General features: G+C 38.7%; 20 protein-coding genes and 1 pseudogene. 16 read left to right on the top strand and 5 right to left on the bottom strand.

Annotated features, from left to right (window positions below; all coding sequences use genetic code 11):
- Nucleotides 1-8 precede the first annotated feature (8 nt).
- The 3 genes from ABES02_RS24720 to ABES02_RS24710 are packed head-to-tail and all read left to right on the top strand — an operon-like array spanning nt 9 to nt 1,811.
- On the top strand, nt 9-593 hold the full coding sequence (locus ABES02_RS24720) for a cob(I)yrinic acid a,c-diamide adenosyltransferase (RefSeq protein ID WP_430140429.1): 585 nt from the start codon (nt 9-11) through the stop codon (nt 591-593).
- The gene (locus ABES02_RS24715) at nt 568-1,089 is read left to right on the top strand and encodes an ECF transporter S component (RefSeq protein WP_430140428.1); all 522 of its coding nucleotides are present in this window, start codon (nt 568-570) and stop codon (nt 1,087-1,089) included. The genes ABES02_RS24720 and ABES02_RS24715 overlap by 26 nt, the downstream gene beginning before the upstream one ends.
- Complete coding sequence (locus ABES02_RS24710; protein WP_430140427.1) at nt 1,086-1,811, top strand: ATP-binding protein; 726 nt, start codon at nt 1,086-1,088, stop codon at nt 1,809-1,811. The genes ABES02_RS24715 and ABES02_RS24710 overlap by 4 nt, the downstream gene beginning before the upstream one ends.
- 18 nt (nt 1,812-1,829) lie before the next feature.
- Here the strand turns inward: ABES02_RS24710 and ABES02_RS24705 are convergent, their stop codons facing one another.
- Nucleotides 1,830-3,932 carry a transglycosylase domain-containing protein gene (locus ABES02_RS24705; RefSeq protein ID WP_430140426.1) on the bottom strand — a complete coding sequence of 701 codons (2,103 nt, stop codon included), beginning with the start codon at nt 3,930-3,932 and terminating at the stop codon, nt 1,830-1,832.
- A 196-nt stretch (nt 3,933-4,128) separates the two neighbouring features.
- Here ABES02_RS24705 and ABES02_RS24700 point away from each other — a divergent pair.
- The 8 genes and pseudogenes from ABES02_RS24700 to ABES02_RS24665 all read left to right on the top strand — a co-directional run bounded on the left by ABES02_RS24700 (nt 4,129) and on the right by ABES02_RS24665 (nt 12,604).
- Nucleotides 4,129-4,821 (top strand): annotated as a pseudogene (locus ABES02_RS24700) (ABC transporter ATP-binding protein).
- Complete coding sequence (locus ABES02_RS24695; RefSeq protein WP_430140425.1) at nt 4,818-6,167, top strand: ABC transporter permease; 1,350 nt, start codon at nt 4,818-4,820, stop codon at nt 6,165-6,167. Before ABES02_RS24700 ends, ABES02_RS24695 begins: the two are co-directional and overlap by 4 nt.
- Nucleotides 6,168-6,259: 92 nt before the next feature.
- Entirely contained in the window at nt 6,260-6,526 is a 267-nt protein-coding gene (locus ABES02_RS24690) for a phage holin (RefSeq protein WP_430140424.1), read from the top strand.
- A 157-nt stretch (nt 6,527-6,683) separates the two neighbouring features.
- A complete protein-coding gene (locus tag ABES02_RS24685) occupies nt 6,684-7,904 on the top strand; it encodes an MDR family MFS transporter (RefSeq protein WP_430140423.1) in 1,221 nt (406 codons plus the stop codon).
- 122 nt (nt 7,905-8,026) lie between these two features.
- Nucleotides 8,027-8,239, top strand: coding sequence for a hypothetical protein (locus ABES02_RS24680; protein ID WP_430140422.1), 213 nt, complete (start codon nt 8,027-8,029; stop codon nt 8,237-8,239).
- 490 nt (nt 8,240-8,729) lie between these two features.
- Nucleotides 8,730-10,265 carry a spore germination protein gene (locus ABES02_RS24675; RefSeq protein ID WP_430140456.1) on the top strand — a complete coding sequence of 512 codons (1,536 nt, stop codon included), beginning with the start codon at nt 8,730-8,732 and terminating at the stop codon, nt 10,263-10,265.
- Entirely contained in the window at nt 10,265-11,470 is a 1,206-nt protein-coding gene (locus tag ABES02_RS24670; protein WP_430140421.1) for a Ger(x)C family spore germination protein, read from the top strand. The genes ABES02_RS24675 and ABES02_RS24670 overlap by 1 nt, the downstream gene beginning before the upstream one ends.
- Before the next feature lie 27 nt (nt 11,471-11,497).
- Nucleotides 11,498-12,604: a GerAB/ArcD/ProY family transporter gene (locus ABES02_RS24665; RefSeq protein WP_430140420.1), complete on the top strand. Its 1,107-nt coding sequence runs from the start codon at nt 11,498-11,500 to the stop codon at nt 12,602-12,604.
- Between the two features lie 12 nt (nt 12,605-12,616).
- Here ABES02_RS24665 and ABES02_RS24660 read toward each other — a convergent pair whose 3' ends face one another.
- The 4 genes from ABES02_RS24660 to ABES02_RS24645 form a co-directional block, all read right to left on the bottom strand.
- Entirely contained in the window at nt 12,617-14,260 is a 1,644-nt protein-coding gene (locus ABES02_RS24660) for a PAS domain S-box protein (RefSeq protein ID WP_430140419.1), read from the bottom strand.
- Between the two features lie 114 nt (nt 14,261-14,374).
- Nucleotides 14,375-14,626 carry a YpbS family protein gene (locus ABES02_RS24655; RefSeq protein ID WP_430140418.1) on the bottom strand — a complete coding sequence of 84 codons (252 nt, stop codon included), beginning with the start codon at nt 14,624-14,626 and terminating at the stop codon, nt 14,375-14,377.
- A gap of 15 nt (nt 14,627-14,641) precedes the next feature.
- The gene (locus tag ABES02_RS24650; RefSeq protein WP_430140417.1) at nt 14,642-15,142 is read right to left on the bottom strand and encodes an N-acetyltransferase family protein; all 501 of its coding nucleotides are present in this window, start codon (nt 15,140-15,142) and stop codon (nt 14,642-14,644) included.
- A 170-nt stretch (nt 15,143-15,312) separates the two neighbouring features.
- Nucleotides 15,313-15,465 (bottom strand): YpzG family protein, encoded by a 153-nt coding sequence (locus ABES02_RS24645; RefSeq protein WP_223587800.1) that lies wholly within the window; start codon nt 15,463-15,465, stop codon nt 15,313-15,315.
- A gap of 254 nt (nt 15,466-15,719) precedes the next feature.
- Here ABES02_RS24645 and ABES02_RS24640 point away from each other — a divergent pair, with 254 nt between their 5' ends.
- The 5 genes from ABES02_RS24640 to ABES02_RS24620 form a co-directional block, all read left to right on the top strand.
- On the top strand, nt 15,720-16,898 hold the full coding sequence (locus tag ABES02_RS24640) for an acyl-CoA dehydrogenase family protein (RefSeq protein ID WP_430140416.1): 1,179 nt from the start codon (nt 15,720-15,722) through the stop codon (nt 16,896-16,898).
- Nucleotides 16,899-16,953: 55 nt separating this feature from the next.
- On the top strand, nt 16,954-17,718 hold the full coding sequence (gene fabG, locus ABES02_RS24635) for a 3-oxoacyl-ACP reductase FabG (protein WP_430140415.1): 765 nt from the start codon (nt 16,954-16,956) through the stop codon (nt 17,716-17,718).
- A gap of 20 nt (nt 17,719-17,738) precedes the next feature.
- Nucleotides 17,739-18,188: a MaoC family dehydratase N-terminal domain-containing protein gene (locus tag ABES02_RS24630; RefSeq protein ID WP_430140414.1), complete on the top strand. Its 450-nt coding sequence runs from the start codon at nt 17,739-17,741 to the stop codon at nt 18,186-18,188.
- Entirely contained in the window at nt 18,185-18,586 is a 402-nt protein-coding gene (locus ABES02_RS24625) for a MaoC/PaaZ C-terminal domain-containing protein (RefSeq protein WP_430140413.1), read from the top strand. Before ABES02_RS24630 ends, ABES02_RS24625 begins: the two co-directional genes overlap by 4 nt.
- A gap of 60 nt (nt 18,587-18,646) precedes the next feature.
- Nucleotides 18,647-19,339 (top strand): class II aldolase/adducin family protein (locus tag ABES02_RS24620; protein WP_430140412.1); only part of this gene is annotated, 693 nt, incomplete at its 3' end.

Raw genomic sequence — 19,339 nt, 5'->3', positions numbered from 1 at the left:
AGGAGTCCATGAGAATTTATACCAGAACAGGTGACAAAGGGAAAACCAGTATTATAGGTGGAAGAGTAGACAAAGACGATAATCGGGTAGAAGCATACGGAACCGTTGATGAAGTGAATTGTTTCGTCGGCCAAGCTATAACAGAACTTGATGCGAATGTATTTAGCGATGTTCTGGAGGATTTGGAAAAAATCCAGCATGAATTATTCGATTGTGGCGGGGATCTTGCAAATGTATCGGAGAAGCGGGAATTAAAGCTTCAGAAGGATTCAATCGATTATTTGGAAAAGAAAATAGATGAGTACATTGAAGAGGCACCTGAGTTGGAAAGGTTTATTTTACCTGGTGGAACGAAGCCTGCTGCATCGATTCATATTGCTAGAACGACAACAAGAAGAGCCGAGAGATTGGTGGTAAAACTATTAAAGTCTGATGCAAAGACACCAGAAGTAGCGCTCCAATATTTAAATCGTCTCTCTGATTATTTCTTTGCACTAGCAAGAGTGATCAATTATCGCATGAAGGTTAACGACGTGGAATATATTCGCAGTGCAAAGGTGTTCAGGGATGGAAAACGGAAAGATGAAAAGTAATCGTACAGGTAAACTAATTAGCTGGTTGGCCATGCTTACCGCTTTATCTGCCGTCGGTGCTGCTATAAAAATACCCGCAGTTGTAGGGAGTGTTGCCTTGGATGTTTTCCCCGCGCTGCTCGCTGCTGCCCTATTTAGCGGCTGGGCTGGAGCCATTGTTGCAGCGGCAGGCCATTTGTTATCAGCCATGCTTGGGGGATTTCCATTGGGACCGTTTCATTTTTTAATTGCGGTTGAAATGGCGATTCTTGTTTGGATATTTTCGGCCTTGTATAAAAATAATAAAAAGGTTTTGGCTGCTGGTCTATTCATCATTGGAAATTCATTGATTGCACCAATTCCGTTTATTTTTTTGTTAAATAAGGGCTTTTACTTGGCGATAGTCCCGTCATTGCTAATCGGATCCATTATCAATACTGGAATCGCGTTGTTTGCGATTCCACGTCTAGCCTTTTTAGTCACAAAAACTTTATCAAAGCGAGATGGAAGATCATGAGGGATATTATTTCGGTTCCCTTTGGCAACGAAGATACCTTAATTGTTGCCTGTGATAATAGCGGTGCCATCGGAATGAAGGAACAGGATCATGTTCATGTTCCATACGAAACCGTTGCATATTTTTCATTTCGAGTTGCGGCTATGGAATGTATAGCAGCCGGCGGGCAGCCGATGTGTGTCGTTCTCCATAATTTTTGCGGAAATGAACCATGGGATGAGCTTGTGATGGGAATTCAAAAAGGGCTAAAGGAATTGGGTTTGAAGGATATTCCCATCACCGGCAGTTCAGAAAGTAATTTTTCGTTACATCAATCTGCGATTGGTTTAATAATTCTTGGAAAAAGAACAGATTCAAAATGGGTGGACCTTCATTATTCACCCCAATTAAAATTTGCTGTTATTGGGCAACCCTTGGTAGGACCAGAAGTGGTTGAACAAGCAGAACAAATTGTGCCACTATCATTATTTCAAAAAGTAGCTAAACTCCAGGAGGTAATGATTTGGCCGGTAGGTTCTAAAGGAATTTTATTTGAGCTGAATCAAATGTTCCAGGATGTTACGTTTTCACTGGATATGGTCAGTGCAGATGTGGATATTTTAAAATCCTCTGGCCCGGCCACGTGCTTTATCGTTGTTTATCATGCTGATGATGAAGAAAAAGTAAAAAACAGTACGGGGGATTTTTTCCTACGCTTACAAATAGAGATGGTAAAAAAATAGCACGCTGCTTGCAGCGTGCTATTTCCCTATAGTTTGAAGTTTTTCAACCAGTGAATTTACGGCTTCTCCTATTGTGTAAAAGGCCTTTTCCATACTCTTTTTCCAAGCTGGAGCATGCTGTTTTATTGTAGTACCAATTTTTTGGGCATTTTCATTTAATTCCTTGCCAATTTTTTTTGCCTGTTCATTGATGCTTTTCTCTGTATTTTCCTGTCCTGCAAGCTTTGAGTTGATTGAAACGACTTCAAAGCTTTCTTTTGGAAGATAGCGACCAGACTCCCTCATCATTTCTTTGAAAATAGGGACCACATTTGCAGAACTTGCGCTCGGCAGGTAATGCTGCCGGTCTGTTTGGTCATAGCCTAGCCAAATCGCACCCACAAGGTTTGGGGTGTATCCAACCATCCATTGATCCTTTGTTCCACTCACATTGGCAAAGGGAAGCTGTGTGGACCCAGTTTTTCCGGCAATTTGCATTCCTGGGATATGGGCACGTTTGCCAGTTCCAGATTCGACTACATTTAATAACATCGAAGTCATTTCATTCGCGACGGCTTTTGAAGTTACTTTTGTCGTTTTCGCTTCCCGTTCCGCGATGATGTTCCCGGTTGGCCCCACAATTTTTGTAATCAGATGACTATCGTGCCGTTTTCCGCCATTTGGAAATACAGTGTATGCATTAGCCATTTGCAGCGGTGAAACTCCTTTACTCATCCCTCCGAGTGCTATGGCAAGGTTTCTATCTTCCTTTTCAATCGGAATCCCAAATTGTTTTAAAGAATCTATTCCTTTATTTAATCCCACTTGATCCAGCAGCCAAACGGCTGGAATATTCAAGGATTCTTCCAGTGCCTTATACATTTGAACTTTTCCTTGGTACGTTTTTGAAAAATTCTCCGGCTTGTAATTACCAAAGGTCATCGATTTATCCTCAAGTTCGGAAGAATAGTTATAGCCTTCTTCAAGGGCCGGTGTGTAAACGGCCAGCGGTTTTATCGATGATCCCGGCTGTGCTCTTAATTGGGTGGCCCTGTTAAAGCCACGGAAAACATGTTCGCCTCGACCGCCAACTAGTGCGCGGACACCGCCTGAGGCAGGATCCATTAACACCGATCCACTTTGGACCAAATTTCCGGCTTTTCCCCTTGGAAACAGTGCATTATTACTATAAACTCTCTGAAGTCCTGCCTGAAGGTTCTGATCCATTTCGGTATAGATTCGGTAGCCTCTTGTTAAAATCTCATCTTGGGTTAATCCATATTTTGAGATGGCTTCATTTAAAACAGCATCAACATAATAGGGATATTTCCGTTCAACAAAGCTGCCACCACCATCATGAAGATGGATTTTTTCTTTTTTAGCTTGATTGTACTGAGCAGTGTTGATAAATCCTAATTCTTTCATTTTTGCCAAGACGACATTTCGACGTTTCATGGCCAGGTCATAGTTTTTATATGGGTCTAGGTAATTCGGTGCATGTAGTAGACCTGCTAACATGGCTGCTTCACTGACAGTGACGTCGTTAATATTTTTATCAAAATATTTCTTTGATGCATTGCCGATGCCCCAAGCACCACTGCCGAAATAAACTTGGTTGAGATACATCTGTAGGATTTCTTGTTTTGTATAAACCTTTTCGATTTTAACCGCTAAAAATAGTTCCTCAGCCTTTCGCTTATAGGTTCGTTCGGGGGAGAGCAGAGCATTTTTCGTTAGCTGCTGGGTAAGCGTACTGCCTCCGCCGGTAATCCTTCCAGCGAACAAGTTGCTGAAAAAGGCGCGCGCGATTCCTTGAATATCAAAGCCGCCATGTTCATAAAAGCGTTCATCTTCAATAGCAACCACTGCATTTGGGACATATTTTGGCAGTTCCGCGACTTTTACACCCTTAGTTCGATTGGTGGCAACATTACTTGCAACCTTACCGTTTTTGTCGTAAATTACAGTCGGTTCACTTAATCCTTCTTTTAGCGATTGAACATTTGCCCGCATCGCCAACCAGCCAAAATAACAAATGGTCACGAGAACGACAACCAGAATGATTAATAAGAAAATTTGTGTAAGATGCTTCTTTTTCCAGAAACGAACGATCATTTCCCGAAACGGATGTAACTTTTCCATAATAACTCCTTTTTTTAGGGATTATTGATTTTATCTATTATAAATTTTCTTATGTAAAAAGACCAACAAAAGCATTTTTAGAACCTATTATCTCCTTCAATGACAACTTTTACTAAAAAATTTTTGAATTGGTGTAGGGATAAAAGCAGTATCACTCGTCTATTAGGGTGAAGTGTTTAGGAAGCAGGAGGAGAATATGATAAAAATAAAAAATGTAAGCCATGACTTTGTAATTGGAAAAAAAGGAAGACAAACGATTATTCCTGTGCTTAGGGATATATCGTTTTCAGTGGAGAAAGGGGAAATTGTCACTATCGTTGGAAGAAGCGGTTCTGGAAAATCAACGCTTCTTAATTAAATAAGTGGGTTTATTCATCCAAAACAGGGAGAAATTTGGATAGGTGGAGAAAAGGAGTCCTCTTTGAATGAAACAAAATTTGCTGATTTCCGTATCAAAAATCTTGGTTTCATTTTTCAAAGCTTTCAATTAATACCAAGTATGACGGCGTTTCAAAATATCGAACTTCCACTAATTTTAAAAGGTGTTAGCGAGAAAGATCGAAAAAGTCAAACGGAAGAAATGCTGCGAAAAGTGGGTCTCCAAGATTACAAGGAGCATTATCCCGGGGAGTTATCCGGTGGTCAGCAGCAGCGTGTAAGTATTGCCCGTGCACTCATTGTTAATCCGCCTATTATTCTAGCAGATGAACCCACTGGAAGCCTTGATAGTGAAACAGAAGAAGACTTACTCAAATTCATTCAGGAATTGAATCGAGATTTAGGGATCACGTTTTTAATTATCACCCACGATGAAAAAGTTGCAGAAATAGGTCACCGGACGATTGTAATAAAGGATGGCCGCATCGTTCAGGAGGCGTTAGTAGTATGAAACTAAGAGATCAGTTCCGCTTTGTACGACAGAACATGAAGAAAAATAAAACACGAGTTTTCATGACTATCCTGGCAACAGCAATGGGGTGTGCGTTTTTAATTGTCCTTGCCTCTGTAGGTTTTGGATTACAGAAATCGGTAGTGAAGGAAATTACTGAGCGCCGTGTCATCACTCAAATTGACGTTCATGGAAAAGAATTAAACGATGAGGGCTGGTTTCGTCCATTAACCGACAAAGATGTTCAACAATTTGAGAAGGTTAAGGATGTAAAAGCAGTAACTAGGCGAAAAATGTTACAACAAGAAAGCACCTATTCATTTGGAAAATATCAAGAATCGGCTCCAACTTTTGTAACGTACTTTCCAGCTGAATTTAAGGCAGGCTTTGAACTCTCAGAAGGGAGATTACCAAAAAGTAAAGATGAAGTGGTGGCAGGTTATAACTTTCCTCTTAATCTTGCTTTAAAAGATGCCCCTGACGATTTGTATGATAACAAGGGACAATTAAAAGAAAAATATCGATTCGCAGGTAATTTGTTAGGTGAAAAGCTTGAACTAACGGTTAGACAGTTTAAGGATGGAAAACAAATCGAAAAAACCATTCCATTAAAAGTGGTTGGGATCTCTAAAAAGCCCACAAAGGATTGGGCTGAGGATAGCAGTGTGTTTATTTCAGATGGAATGTTAAAGGAAATTGAAGCGTTTACAGGAACGCCTAAAGGAATGATGCTAGAACCAAATAATCAAAAGCCAAAGGACTTGGATGTAAATAAAGCTGCCTATGATGAAGTAAAGGTATACGCAAAAAACATGGAAGCTGTTCAAGGAATCTCGGACACATTAAACGAAAAAAAGTATGCTACATACTCTGTTGTGAATGAACTTAAGGAAGTAAATATGGTGTTTATGATCGCGAAGGTTGGACTCATTTTCATTGGAACGATCGCCATCCTGATTGCTTCGATTGGCATCTATAATACAATGACAATGGCTGTGACAGAACGTGCACCTGATATTGGGATCATGAAGGCCATTGGGGCAAATCCTAAAACAATTAAAAGAATATTTCTGCTTGAAAGCAGTTATATAGGGTTAATTGGCGCTTTTATCGGAACGATTGTATCCTATGGGATCAGTTATGCGGTTAATTTTGCAGTTCCATTAATTATCAAACAGGTGTTTGGGGAAGAAACACCTTCCAACCTAATCTTTAGTGAGATTCCTATAGTTTTACCGATTATTTGTGTAGTTATTTGTTATGGGGTAACGATTCTATCCGGGATGCGACCTGCCCAAAGGGCAACAAGAGTAGACGTGTTAAGAGCGATGCGAAGAGAAGTATAAAATAAGATTCATGTGATATTAGCGGACAACCATTTCCACACCAAGCATATGTTAGTAGAAAGGCTATCTAACATAGGGGAAGGGATGGTACGATGATTAACTGGAAAGTCCGTTTTCGCAATAAAAATTGGGTGATCGCATTTATTTCACAGCTGATGATAATTGCCCAATTAGTATTGGCGGGTTTAAATTCATTAGGGGTAACAGATTTTCAGCTCTCACATGCAATTCAAAATTCAATCTTAACATTAGTTAATGCTGTCTTTGTCATCTTATCAATGCTTGGGCTGGTACAGGATCCAACCACCAAAGGATTTGGCGACAGTGAAAGGGCCATGAATTATAAGGATCCAAATTAATAAAAAAGTCAGGTCCGGTAAGATAAACGGACCTGACTTTTTTTAGTTACCCTTTAACTAATTTTATTCAAATAAAGAAAAATAGGAAAATTCTTTACTTTTATCACTTAGCATTGTTTACTAGATAAGTAACGAAAAAAATAGGTGAGGAATACATATGAACAAAATAAGATCATATATTCTGCAATTCCATCCCATTGTTTGGGTCTTATTAATAGGAACAGTGTTATCACGAGGCTCTGCCTTTATGACGCTTCCTTTCCTATCAATATATTTAGCAAGGCATATCGATCTATCACCCATCATTATCGGATTGACCGTTGGTATGAGTTCATTAATGGCGACGGTGGGGGGATTTATTGGCGGTCACTTGTCAGACCGGTATGGACGGAAGCCGATCATGCTATCCGCCTTATTTACGTTAGCTATTGTTTATTATGGTTTTACAGTTGCAAACAGCCAGGGCTGGTTTATTCTTTTAAATGCAATTAACGGTTTATGTACTTCTTTCTTTGAACCAACCTCACAAGCACTTATGGCTGATGTAACAGACAAGAAAATACGGATGAAAGTGTATTCATTAAGGTATACGGCTATGAATATAGGAGCCTCAGTAGGTCCGCTTGTCGGTGCTTATTTGGCTAATTCACAAGCAAAACTATCATTCGCTATTACGGGTTCAACCTATTTATTTTACGGGATTATTCTTATATTCTTATTGAAAAAGTTTGTCATAACAAAGGGAGAGCAAACGAAAAAAGTGGTATCGGTTGTGGATGCCTTTGGCATTATTAAGACCGATAAGGCTTTAAGGTACCTGCTCTTTGGCATCATTCTAATCAACATTGGCTATGTGCAAATGGATTCCAATTTGCCACAATTCTTAGAGGGATCAGTGGAAAATGGGATAGCGATTTTTTCAGTATTGTTGACCATAAATGCAGTGATGGTTGTTTTTTTGCAAATGCCGATAAGTCATCTTGCGGAAAAATTCAGCTTAATGCAGGCTATGGCAGCAGGTTCAATTTTTATTGCGGCAGGATTATTAGGCTTTAGTATTATCAATGGGTGGGTAATGGCTATTTTCGCGATGGTTTTATTAACTTTAGGAGAAATCTTAATATTTCCGTCCAACAGTATGATGATGGATAAACTTGCTCCTGATCATTTGCGTGGAACATATTTTGGAGCGGGGCAGTTTAGAAAAATAGGTAATTTTCTTGGCCCAATTTTAGGTGGATTCCTCCTTAGCCATTATCAAGGGCAAATAATGTTTTGGGTCATCGCCATTCTATCACTTGGTAGTATTATTTTCTTCACGGCAGGAAACAGGTCCTATTTGAAAACAAAAATAATCACAACGGAAAAAACGGTTTAATATAGGCAAAAAGACTTGTACTAACTTTTTTTCTCCACATTTTTCCATTATTTTGCTAAAATAAAGTGTAGATAGAATTTTTCGAATAGAATGACAGTCTATTCGAGAAGGGGGTCCATTGAATGTGGTATTGGGCTAGTATCTTCGCTTTACTTTGCTGCCTATTTCTCATTATTGAGGAATTAATCTATTATTTATGGAATCGTTATGTATACGGACCAAATTTTGAAAGCCAGAACAGATGGAAAAAAAGATATAATGCGTTCGTTCGATTTTTTAAGAGAAAGACCAATACTGATATTCATGAAAACAATAATGAAAAGAGCTCACTTTGATTTGAGCTCTTTTTTATTTAATTTGAAGGAGGATTGTTTTGCTTTTTCTTATTTAAGTAAGCTCCTATAGAATCAATGAAAAAAAAGAGAATAAATAGAGATAGAATGATGTATTCCGCCGACTCCATAACCTTAAAAGGATTTATCGCTTTCAAAATGATGCCCTTGATACTTACTCCCATGGCCAAATCCAATGAAATAATTAATGTTAATAAAATCCCTGCCAATAAACAACTTACCAACAATATTTTCAAAATGTCACCCTCAAATTTAAATCTGTTAGTGTACGGTACCATTAATGTGTTAACACTTATTGTCTGTTTTAGAAAAGTTATTATCCTTGGATAAAATATATCACTTTGGGGAATCTATCCAGTATTGGTAATAATAAAGTTGAAACTTCTTTGAGTGAGGCGGAGATTACGTGTCGATTTTGTCTAATATTTTGAAAAAAAAGCAAAAAAAAAGACAGAACGATAATTTTAGGCAAATGCAGGATCCTGGAAAACCAGATGAATTGCCTATCCTAAGGGATTACAAAGATAATATCGCAAGAATAAAAGAAGAATATGGTAACAGTACCGATGTTTCGTATCGAGAATTTAAATTTTGCGGCAGCAGAGGAATCGCCGTTTATATTGATGGCCTTGCCAGTAATCAAATGATCAATGATTTTTTTCTGGAAACAGTTTCTGAAGAAGTGAGAGAACTAGTTGCCGACTGTTTCCAGCAAATGGTTGATTTCGCCGCTGGACTTGGTAATGTTGAAACGATTACAAATTGGAATCAGGTCCATGAAGCCATTTTAGTTGGGAATACCGTATTTTTCTTAGATGGATACCATAAAGCAATTAGTGTAGAAACAAAAGGCTGGGAAAAGCGTTCCATCACCGAACCATCAACCCAGTTAGCGATTCAAGGGCCGAAGGATTCGTTTACAGAAACACTTCGAACTAACACAGCCTTAATACGGCGCCGGATAAAAAGCCCAAATTTATGGATTGAATCAATGAAGCTCGGCACCGTTACACAAACCGATATTGGAATTATGTATATAAAGGGAATTGCCAACGAAAAAATAATTGGCGAAGTAAAGGAACGACTAAATCGCATTAATATTGATGCTGTTCAAGCTTCTGGATATATTGAGCAATTATTTGAGGACCAAACCTGGACCCCTTTTCCCACCACCCATCATTCAGAAAGACCAGATGTCATTACTTCACATTTGCTTGAAGGAAGAATTGCCATTGTTGTAGATGGAACCCCATTTGTGATTACGGTTCCGGCTTTGTTTATTCAATTTTTCCAAGCACCTGATGATTATTATGCTCGCTTTGATATTTCGACGAGTATCCGGCTCTTAAGGATTTTAGCATTTTTTATCGCCTTAGTTGGACCAGCTGCTTATATTGCTGGAACCACCTTTCATCAGGAAATGATTCCGACAACCATGGCAATAGCTATTGCAGCTCAAAGAGAAAATGTCCCTTTTCCGGCATTTTTTGAAGCATTAATCATGGAGGTTACCTTTGAAATATTGAGGGAGGCAGGGTTAAGACTTCCGCGTGCGGTGGGTCAAGCGGTTTCCATTGTTGGTGCATTAGTTATCGGGCAAGCGGCTGTTCAGGCAGGTTTTGTTTCGCCTGTAATGGTCATTGTCGTATCCATTACAGCGATTGCCAATTTTTCGACACCTGTATTTACCATGGCGATTGCTGCAAGATTGATTCGCTTCGTTATGATGGGACTTGCCACTATTCTAGGTTTTTATGGAATAATGCTGGGTCTTATGTTCATGTCCATCCATTTATGTTCATTGCGCTCTTTTGGGGTTCCCTATATGATGCCAATAGCTCCTTTTAATGCTAGGAACCAACAGGATGTGTTTATTCGATTTCCAATTTGGGCAATGAAAAATAGGCCCATGTTTATAAGCAAGGAAAATGTCGTCCGAGCAGGTGAAAATCAAAAACCGGGTCCTCCTGAGCAAAGTGACGACCAATCATCAAAGGATGAGTCATGATGAAAAAGTATTCTTTGCTAAGTATATGTATACTTATTCTTGTACCTTTGTTAACAGCTTGTTGGAATCAAAAGGAATTAACCGATTTAGCTTTTGTGATGGCGATAGGTGTGGATAAGGGGGAAGACAAAAAGTTTGATGTTTCATTTCAGCTCGTTAATCCTGGAAATGTTTCATCAGGACAGAGTGGTGGTGGTCAGGGGCTTCCGATTGCCGTTTATAAGAGTTCAGGAAACACTATTACGGAAGCTGCCAGAAAGGCTACCAAAAAAGTTTCTCGCCGATTATACTATGCTCACACTAATTTATTTGTTGTAAGTGAAGAGGTGGCTCGGGAAGATGTACTCGAGTTGATTGATGCATTAGACAGAGACCCGGAATTTAGAACTACAACCGAATTCGTGATTGCAAGGGGCATAACTGCTGAGGAATTAGTTTCGACAATTACCGTACTGGACAAACTTCCAGTCAATAAAATAACGAAAGAGCTAAAATCGACTGAAAGTATGTTGGGTGAAAATATGATGGTTAATGTAGATGATTTTATAAGCGGAATTATTAGTAATGGAAAAGAACCAATCGTTAATGGATATAAAATATCGGGAAAAGCCGAGGAAGGTGGAAAAGCCAGTAATTTCCAAACTTCCGAAGCTGCTGCCTATCTTGAAGCTAATGGAATAGCCATTTTTAAAGACGGAAAATTAACGGGATGGATTGAAAATAACAAAGCTCGAGGAATTGTCTGGATCTTAAATAAAGTGAAAAGCACGGATATCAATATCGATTGGAATGGAAAAAAAGATGCCATCACGATGGCACCCATTCGCTCTAAAACCAAAATTTCGGTTAAGTTTAAAAATGAAAAACCGGTCATTCACATTTCCATTGAGGATGAAGGATGGATTAGCGAAGCCAATACAGCGATTGATTTAACGGATCCAAAAGAAATTGATAAAATTGATAAACTGGTTGAAAAAGAAATACAAAAACAAATATCAGCCTCTGTAAAGGCTGTTCAAAAAATGAAGACCGATATTTTTGGGTTTGGTGAAAGAGTTCATCGCGCTAACCCAAAACTTTGGAAGAAAATACAAGGGAATTGGAACGACCGATTTGCTGAGCTTGAAGTACAAGTGAAGGTAGACTCATACACCCGCAGGGAAGGAATTCGGACAAAACCGTTCTGGTCTACTATGAAAAAGTAAGCCTTTGTGGGCAGGGAAGTGTAGTAAATGGAAAAGGCAAAAATTAATGCATCGCAATTGTTTGTTTTGGTGGTGCTATATGAAATGGGCAGCGCCATTCTTGTAGGGATGGGGGCCGGAGCAGCACAAGATGCTTGGATATCTATTTTGCTGGGAATGTCTTCGGGGATACTTCTTTTCTTAGTTTACTACCGGTTGTTTCTGTATTATCCTAATCTTCCACTTTCCAGTTATATTCAAAAAATTGCCGGTAAATGGATTGGACGCGTCATTGCCATTCTGTATGTTGTATATTTTATGTACTGCGCTTCCAGGGTACTACGGGATTTTGGGGAACTGTTATCGACAACCATCTATTCGAGTACACCTTTATTTGTCATTAATACCCTGATGATCTTAACCATTATTTATGCGATACATAAGGGTTTTGAAGTAATTGCGAGAGTTGGCGAAATTTATTTTGCAGTTGTCTATGTAATGGCGATAATTGGTTTCTCGCTAATTCTCTTTTCTGGATTAATCCATATGGAAAATCTATTACCCATTCTTGATAATGGGTGGAAGCCTGTTATCAAAACTTTCCTGCGAGAAACCATTACGTTCCCATTTGGGGAAATGATTGTCTTTACGATGCTGCTCCCGTTCATAAATGACCAGAAAAAAGTGAAAATAGCATGTATAGGAGGAATGATCCTTAGCGGGGTAAATATTACCATAACAGCTGTCATTAATATAGCAGCATTAGGAACAGATTTATTTACTCGTTCCAATTTTCCATTATTAACAACAATTGGTAAAATTCAATTGGCCAATTTTATCGAGCGGTTAGATGTATTATTCATGCTATATCTAGTAATAGGGGGATTTTTCAAAATAGCTCTGTATTATTATGTGGCTGTGGCAGGCGCGGCAGATATTTTCAATTTTAAGAATCAACGAAAGCTTGGCTTTCCAATAGGAGTACTCGTGCTATTTTCTTCAATGACTATTGCTTCCAATTATGCTGAACACATCAAAGAGGGTTTGGAAGTTGTTACTGTATACTTACACTGGCCCTTTCAAATCATCATTCCTAGTATTTTACTAATAATCGCTTTTTTTCGAAATAGGAAAAAAAAATCAAGCCCGTCTTAGACGGGCTTAGATTTATTTATTTGAGTATTTCTGTTTAATTGGCAATGTCATTGTTACAGAAGTACCTTCATTCTTCTGGCTATCAAACCGGATTGTTCCTTTATGGGATTGAACAATTTTAAAGCTGACGGTAAGGCCCAATCCCGTTCCTTTTTCTTTAGAAGAGTAGAAAGGCTCCCCAATTTTTTCTAATAGCTCTTTAGAAATGCCGCATCCATTGTCTTTTACAGCGATTACTACCTGTTCGGATTCTATTTGTTCAAGAACAATCGAGACGGTTCCACCATTAATGGAGGCTTCTATCGCATTTTTTATAATATTAATAAACAATTGCTTAAGTTGGTTGGGCTCACATTCAATAATGATCTCTTTTTCTGGATAAATGAATTCAAATTGAACATTATATAAACTCGCCTCAGTACTTAAAAGTGAAATGACATCATTTAATAGCTTATGAAGATCTGCGTTTGTATATTTTAGCAGCTGAGGCTTAGCTAACAGTAATAATTCACCAACTATGTGATTAATACGGTTTAATTCATCTAACATGATTTGATAAAAAAATTGATGTTTTTCATCTTCCATTTGTAAAAGCTGCACAAAACCTTTTAAAGAGGTAAGTGGATTACGTATTTCATGGGCCACACTTGCAGATAGTTCACCTACAACTGACAGTTTTTCTGTTCTTCTGAGGCGTTCTTCGGTTTGTCTTAAGGCAGTGACATCCCTGCCATAGCCAATGATTCCAGTAATAGTGCCATTAATAACCATTGGAAGGGAAGTGCATTGTAATGTAATCGTATTTCCATTTGCATGAGGGATATGCAGCTCATACATGATTGGCTTAATTTCTTTAACTAACGTAGAAATGAATCTATTTAAGAACCTTTTATATTTTTTCGGTAATAAAGTTCGAATATTGTTTCCAATCATTTCTTCACGCTTAAAGCCTGTGATTCCATCAAACTGTGGGTTTAGATTAGTAATTGTACCATTTAGGTCCATCATATAAACGATATCTGGACTGTACTCAAACAATGATTGATATTGCTGTTGACTTTCGGCTAATTGTCTGGCCATATTTTTTCTTTCCGTAATATCCCGGCCAATTATCACTAAGCCTTCTCTTGTCCCATCAGGGTGAAAAAGAGGGACTTTAATGGTATCAAAGGTTCTTGTCGTGCCATCAGGTACGGGCAAAACTTCTTCAATCCTTGTAATCTGTTTGTTGTTCCAGGCTTCTTCATCAGAAATTTCACAATATCTGAGTGCGTCCCCATAGAATTCGGTATATTCGGCTAGCTCAGAATCTTTTTTTCCACGGTAATCAACATTTTCGAGCTGAAATAATTGTAAACCAAAATCATTGGCCTCAATCCATTTGCCTTCGCCGTCTTTAAAATTAACAAAATCAACCATTGAATTGATTAATGTGGAAAGCCGTTTTTGATCTTCTTTTGAAGCACTTAATTCCTGTGTTTTTACGATTAAAAAGTAAATAAACCCTCCGGTAACAAAGATATAAACGATTTCTTTAAACCTGGCAACAAATTCAACTAAATTAACGGGTACATAGACATTGATTAGATAATTTGAACCATATATCCATATAATACTGACAAGGCAATAGAGGAAAATTAGTTGTTTTTTCTTCATGAAATTCTCCAGTTCCTTCAAGTAAATGAATGTCCTCAAATGTAAGAAAAATTTTCTTACATACTATAGTACTAGAAATGAAAGGGTTTTGGAATATTTCAATGATGGAAATCTTTATTTTGAAGCAAATTCCTTTACCATATCGACGGTAACGAATTTCCTAGTTGGGACAATTCCTTGTTTAGCTAAGTTATTTATCTGCTGTGTGACAGAATTTATTTTATCGGTCGTGAATTCTTTGCCTTGTTTGCATAATTCCAATGCTTCCTCTATGTATAATTCTCTCTGATTGTCTAGCAGAAGAAAATCATTTATTTTTTTGTTTTGTTTATTGACATGTTCTGATATAGCTTTATGTACACTCATGTGAAAAGCCTCCTTTTATATTCTTTTTCCAAGAATCAATAAATCACGTTCCACCCCGTCTAGTTCAGCTATATTCGGAAGGTGGGCCCATTTTTCAAAACCGAAGCTGTTAAAAAGCTTAACACTCGGTTCATTGTGAGCAAAAATAAATCCTAGCAATGTTTTGATATTTAGTTTAGGGCAGGCATCTAGCGCCGCTTGGATTAAATGTTTTCCTAGTTTTTTTCCTCTGAAGTCTTGGTGGATATATATACTAATTTCAGCCGTTCCATTATAGGCTGGTCTGCCGTAAAACGATTGAAAACTAACCCAAGCGCAAATACTGCCGTTGCTTTCAACAACCCATAGGGGGCGGAATGAGGGAGAATGCTCTTCAAACCATTGCATTCGGCTTTCGACACTCACAGGTTCCGTATCGGCTGTAACCATTCTGCCAGGAATTGTTGAATTGTAAATATCAACGATAATTGGCATATCGCTTAATTCTGCATCTCTGATTGTTAATTTTTCCAACATGATTTGTCACTCCAGTTCTTGTTTCACTAGAGATTATGTTATCGTTCATAGTAAAAAATATCAATAAAAAGAAAGACCTTTTCCCAATTATTAAATTGAGAAAAGGCTTTGGTTCTTAGCAGCAGAACTTTTGGTTGTCCTGCCGCTGGTTCGTTTCGAATACCCGACTCTTACCAGCGGTGAGCCTTGGCATTGCTCCTTAAGATGATCGCACTTTGCGTCAATTGAGTCTCTCCGTTTACCTGAGATCGGGCAAACTTCGGTCTCGTGTTGTTGTGGCAAATTCGCTCTGAGCGTGAATCTAAATGATCTTTGTAGCTCATCAAATATCACCTCATCCTAGGATTTGAAACGGATATTCTTTTTGGAATATCATATATATCATTTGTAAAAGTAAATAAAAATAGTCAATATAGAAAAATTTACATTTCTTAAAAATAAAAACTTGTATTTTCTGAAATTTCGCAATAAAATTAAATTAACATACCAACCGGTAGGTATGTTTTGAATTGTCATTGCATATTATTTTTAAGGGTAAAAAAAACTAGATTCTAAGAATAAGGATGGAGTGATAACTATGCATTTGCGTTTAACAGACGAACAGAAAATGGTGCAAAAAACAATTAGAAGATTTGTAGAAAAAGAACTAATCCCACTAGAAAACGATGTTCTTAGAAATGAACGTGAAGGCAAACCAAGTCTGCCGCCTGGGAAATTGAAAGAGCTGCAACTAAAAGCTAAAGAGGCTGGATTCTGGGGAATTAACACACCTGAGCAATATGGCGGTGCCGAATTAGGTCAGATGATGATGGCGATTGTATTAATGGAAGTTTCCAAAACATTCGTTCCGTTTTCTTTCGGGGGTTCTGCTGATAATATCCTTTACTATGCGAATGAAGAGCAAAAGGAAAAATACCTCCTTCCAACTATCAATGGAGAAAAGAAGTCTTGTTTTGCGATGACAGAACCTGGCGCAGGCTCAGACACACAAAATATCAAGATGACGGCCATTAAAGATGGAAGTGAATGGGTCCTTAATGGTGAAAAAACTTTTATTACAGGTGGAAATGAAGCAGATTTCGTTATGGCAATTGCCATTACTGATAAACAAAAACATCAGGAGACCCGCGGACGTGAAGGCGTAACCTGCTTTATTGTTGATCGTGATATGGGCTGGAAATCTGAGTATATACATACTATGGGTGAATGGGGTCCAGCTGGTTTGGTTTTTGATAATGTTCGTGTCCCAGAGGAAAATATTCTCGGTGAACTTCACAAAGGCTATAACCTTGGATTAGAATGGATTGGTTTTGCAAGATGGATCGTGGGTGCAAGGGCTGTAGGAGCTGCAGAACGCTTATTGCAAATGGCGATTGATTATTCCAAGGAACGGATTACTTTTGGTAAGCCAATTGCTGAACGCCAAGCCATTCAATGGCAAATTGCGGATTCTGCGGTTGAAATTGAAGCTGCCCGCTGGCTCGTTTTAAATGCGGCATTTACACTTGATCAAGGTGAAGATAATCGCCACTTGGCTTCAATGGCTAAATTATATGGTGCTAATATGGGTAACAGAGTCGTTGACCGAGTACTGCAAATTCATGGCGGCATGGGTTATACAAAAGAATTGCCGATTGAACGCTGGTACCGTGAAGCAAGACTTTGGAGAATCTACGATGGGACAGATGAAATTCAGCGGATGATTATAGCCCGTAATTTACTTAAAGGTCATGCAAAAGTAGGTCAATACGTTTAAAAGCTTTTTGAAAGCGTTATCTAATTAGAAATTAATTTTATTGGGAGGAAATAAAATGGCTGGAAGATTTACAGGAAGAGTTGCATTTGTAACAGGAGGAAGCCGTGGAATTGGGAAAGGCATTGTTGAGCTATTTGCCAGTGAAGGAGCAAAGGTTGCCATCATCGATTTAAATGAAGAGGCATTAAGCGAAACAGCCAATGAATTACGAGAAAAAGGCTATGAAGTTTATACCAAGGTTGCCAACGTTGTAGAAGCAGAGCAGGTGGAAGCGGCTGCCAAAGAAGTATATGACACCTTCGGATCTATTGATATCCTTGTTAATAATGCTGGTGTTATTCGTGATAATTTGTTGTTCAAAATGACAGATACTGATTGGCAAACAGTAATGGATGTTCATTTGAAAGGTTCATTCAATGCTGCGCGCGCTGCTCAAAAATATATGGTAGAGCAAAAATATGGACGTATTATTAATATCTCCTCTACCTCAGCACTTGGAAATCGCGGGCAGGCCAATTATGCAGCAGCAAAAGCTGGACTTCAGGGCTTCACCAAAACGCTGGCCATTGAGTTGGGGAGATATGGAATCACTGCCAACTCTGTGGCTCCTGGATTTATCGAAACTGATATGACAAAGGAAACTGCTGCAAGAATCGGTATTTCTTTTGAACAATTAATTCAAGCAAGTGTTGCTAATATTCCAGTGGGTAGAAGCGGCAAGCCTGAAGATATCGCAAATGCTGTTGCCTTCTTTGCAGATGAAAAATCATCGTTCGTAAGTGGGCAAGTCATCTATGTAGCCGGCGGACCAAAATGTTAATTAGGTGAGGTGAGGATGAATTGTTTAAAGATCAAATTGGCAAACAATCGAACAAGGTAAAAAATGTGGTTGAAAGAGGAGCTGTAAAGAAATTTGCGGAATCTATTGGCGACCTTCATCCGATTTATTTTGATGAGGAAATTGGCGCAAAGTCTAGATATGGAAAGAATATTGCCCCGCCAACCTTTCCAAGGGTTTTTGATTACGGTGTGATTGATGGATTGAACCTACCAAATAAAGGTTTAATTCATGGTGAACAAACGTTTCATTACGTCCGTCCATTATTTGTAGGGGAAGAAATTTACTGCTATTCAAAAGTAAAAAATTACTTTGAGAAAAAAGGAAACTTTGGTGAAATGGGCTTCCTTGTTCTCGAAAGCTATGGCGATGATGCAGCAGGGAATACGATTTTCAGTTCAACCTCAACGGTTGTCATTTCTGAAGCGGTGAGGAAGGTGTTGACCCGATGAGTACACTTACTGAATTAAACATTGGCGAATCGGTTAAAGAAATTCAGTTAGAGCCTGTATCAAGGATGGACCTGATAAAATATTCGGGTGCTTCTGGGGATTTTAACCCGATTCATACAATCGACGATGAGGCAAAAAAGGCTGGACTGCCTGGAATTATTGCTCATGGCATGTGGACGATGGGAAATCTGGCAAAGCTGTTTACGGAATACTATGAAGAAGGCTTCATCAAAGATTATTCTATCCGTTTTAAAGGCATGGTATTTTTGAATGATGTGGTTACCCTCAAGGCGACCTTAAAGGAAAAACAGGATGATAATCTCCGTTTTACCGTCCAAGCGGTGAATCAACAAGGCAACGATGTATTAAAGGGTGAAGTAGTGTATCACCAATACTAACTTGATAATCAGAAATTGAAAATTGAAATTAGAGCCCGGCATTAAAAGGATTTCTTCTTAATGCTGGGTTTATTACTATCGATAAAAAAGGGTGATGATATGTCTGCAAAAATGGTTTTGAGCTATAAGCAGCCAGTTTTCGCTTCATTTGAAGAGGAAAGGATGCATTTAAAACAAAAGTTAGCGGCCTCGTTCCGCTTATTTTCTAAATTTGGTTTTGATGAAGGAGTCGCCGGCCATATTACCGCGCGGGATCCTGAGCGGAAGGATCATTTTTGGGTAAATCCGTTTGGGATGCACTTTAGCCAAATTAAAGCCTCCGACTTAATTCTTTGTAACCATGATGGTGTGGTCGTTGAAGGCAATTATCCCGTTAATCGCGCTGCCTTTGCCATCCATTCACAAGTTCATGCCGCACGCCCTGATGTCATTGCTGCTGCCCATGCTCATTCGGTTTATGGTAAATCATGGTCATCTCTCGGCCGACTCCTTGATCCAATAACTCAAGACGCCTGTGCCTTCTATAATGACCATTCATTATTTGATGATTTTACCGGAGTTGTGTTGGACATTGAAGAAGGCCGTAGGATCGGAAAAGCGCTCGGAGACCGAAAGGCTTGTATTCTTAGAAATCATGGGTTACTTACCGTAGGGAAATCTGTGGATGAAGCGGCCTGGTGGTTTATAACAATGGAACGTTCCTGCCAAGCGCAGTTGCTAGCAGAAGGTGTAGGGTCTCCTGTGATTATTGAT

Origin of the sequence: Neobacillus pocheonensis, from assembly GCF_050477905.1 — a bacterium.
Taxonomy (GTDB): domain Bacteria; phylum Bacillota; class Bacilli; order Bacillales; family Cytobacillaceae; genus Neobacillus; species Neobacillus pocheonensis_A.
This window is presented reverse-complemented; position numbering and strand designations above follow the sequence as displayed.

Coding starts and splice junctions, on each gene's coding strand:
- ABES02_RS24720 (WP_430140429.1), top strand. CDS start 9: ATGAGAATTTATACCAGAACAGGTGACAAAGGGAAAACCAGTATTATA.
- ABES02_RS24715 (WP_430140428.1), top strand. CDS start 568: ATGGAAAACGGAAAGATGAAAAGTAATCGTACAGGTAAACTAATTAGC.
- ABES02_RS24710 (WP_430140427.1), top strand. CDS start 1,086: ATGAGGGATATTATTTCGGTTCCCTTTGGCAACGAAGATACCTTAATT.
- ABES02_RS24705 (WP_430140426.1), bottom strand. CDS start 3,932: ATGGAAAAGTTACATCCGTTTCGGGAAATGATCGTTCGTTTCTGGAAA.
- ABES02_RS24695 (WP_430140425.1), top strand. CDS start 4,818: ATGAAACTAAGAGATCAGTTCCGCTTTGTACGACAGAACATGAAGAAA.
- ABES02_RS24690 (WP_430140424.1), top strand. CDS start 6,260: ATGATTAACTGGAAAGTCCGTTTTCGCAATAAAAATTGGGTGATCGCA.
- ABES02_RS24685 (WP_430140423.1), top strand. CDS start 6,684: ATGAACAAAATAAGATCATATATTCTGCAATTCCATCCCATTGTTTGG.
- ABES02_RS24680 (WP_430140422.1), top strand. CDS start 8,027: ATGTGGTATTGGGCTAGTATCTTCGCTTTACTTTGCTGCCTATTTCTC.
- ABES02_RS24675 (WP_430140456.1), top strand. CDS start 8,730: ATGCAGGATCCTGGAAAACCAGATGAATTGCCTATCCTAAGGGATTAC.
- ABES02_RS24670 (WP_430140421.1), top strand. CDS start 10,265: ATGAAAAAGTATTCTTTGCTAAGTATATGTATACTTATTCTTGTACCT.
- ABES02_RS24665 (WP_430140420.1), top strand. CDS start 11,498: ATGGAAAAGGCAAAAATTAATGCATCGCAATTGTTTGTTTTGGTGGTG.
- ABES02_RS24660 (WP_430140419.1), bottom strand. CDS start 14,260: ATGAAGAAAAAACAACTAATTTTCCTCTATTGCCTTGTCAGTATTATA.
- ABES02_RS24655 (WP_430140418.1), bottom strand. CDS start 14,626: ATGAGTGTACATAAAGCTATATCAGAACATGTCAATAAACAAAACAAA.
- ABES02_RS24650 (WP_430140417.1), bottom strand. CDS start 15,142: ATGTTGGAAAAATTAACAATCAGAGATGCAGAATTAAGCGATATGCCA.
- ABES02_RS24645 (WP_223587800.1), bottom strand. CDS start 15,465: ATGAGCTACAAAGATCATTTAGATTCACGCTCAGAGCGAATTTGCCAC.
- ABES02_RS24640 (WP_430140416.1), top strand. CDS start 15,720: ATGCATTTGCGTTTAACAGACGAACAGAAAATGGTGCAAAAAACAATT.
- fabG (WP_430140415.1), top strand. CDS start 16,954: ATGGCTGGAAGATTTACAGGAAGAGTTGCATTTGTAACAGGAGGAAGC.
- ABES02_RS24625 (WP_430140413.1), top strand. CDS start 18,185: ATGAGTACACTTACTGAATTAAACATTGGCGAATCGGTTAAAGAAATT.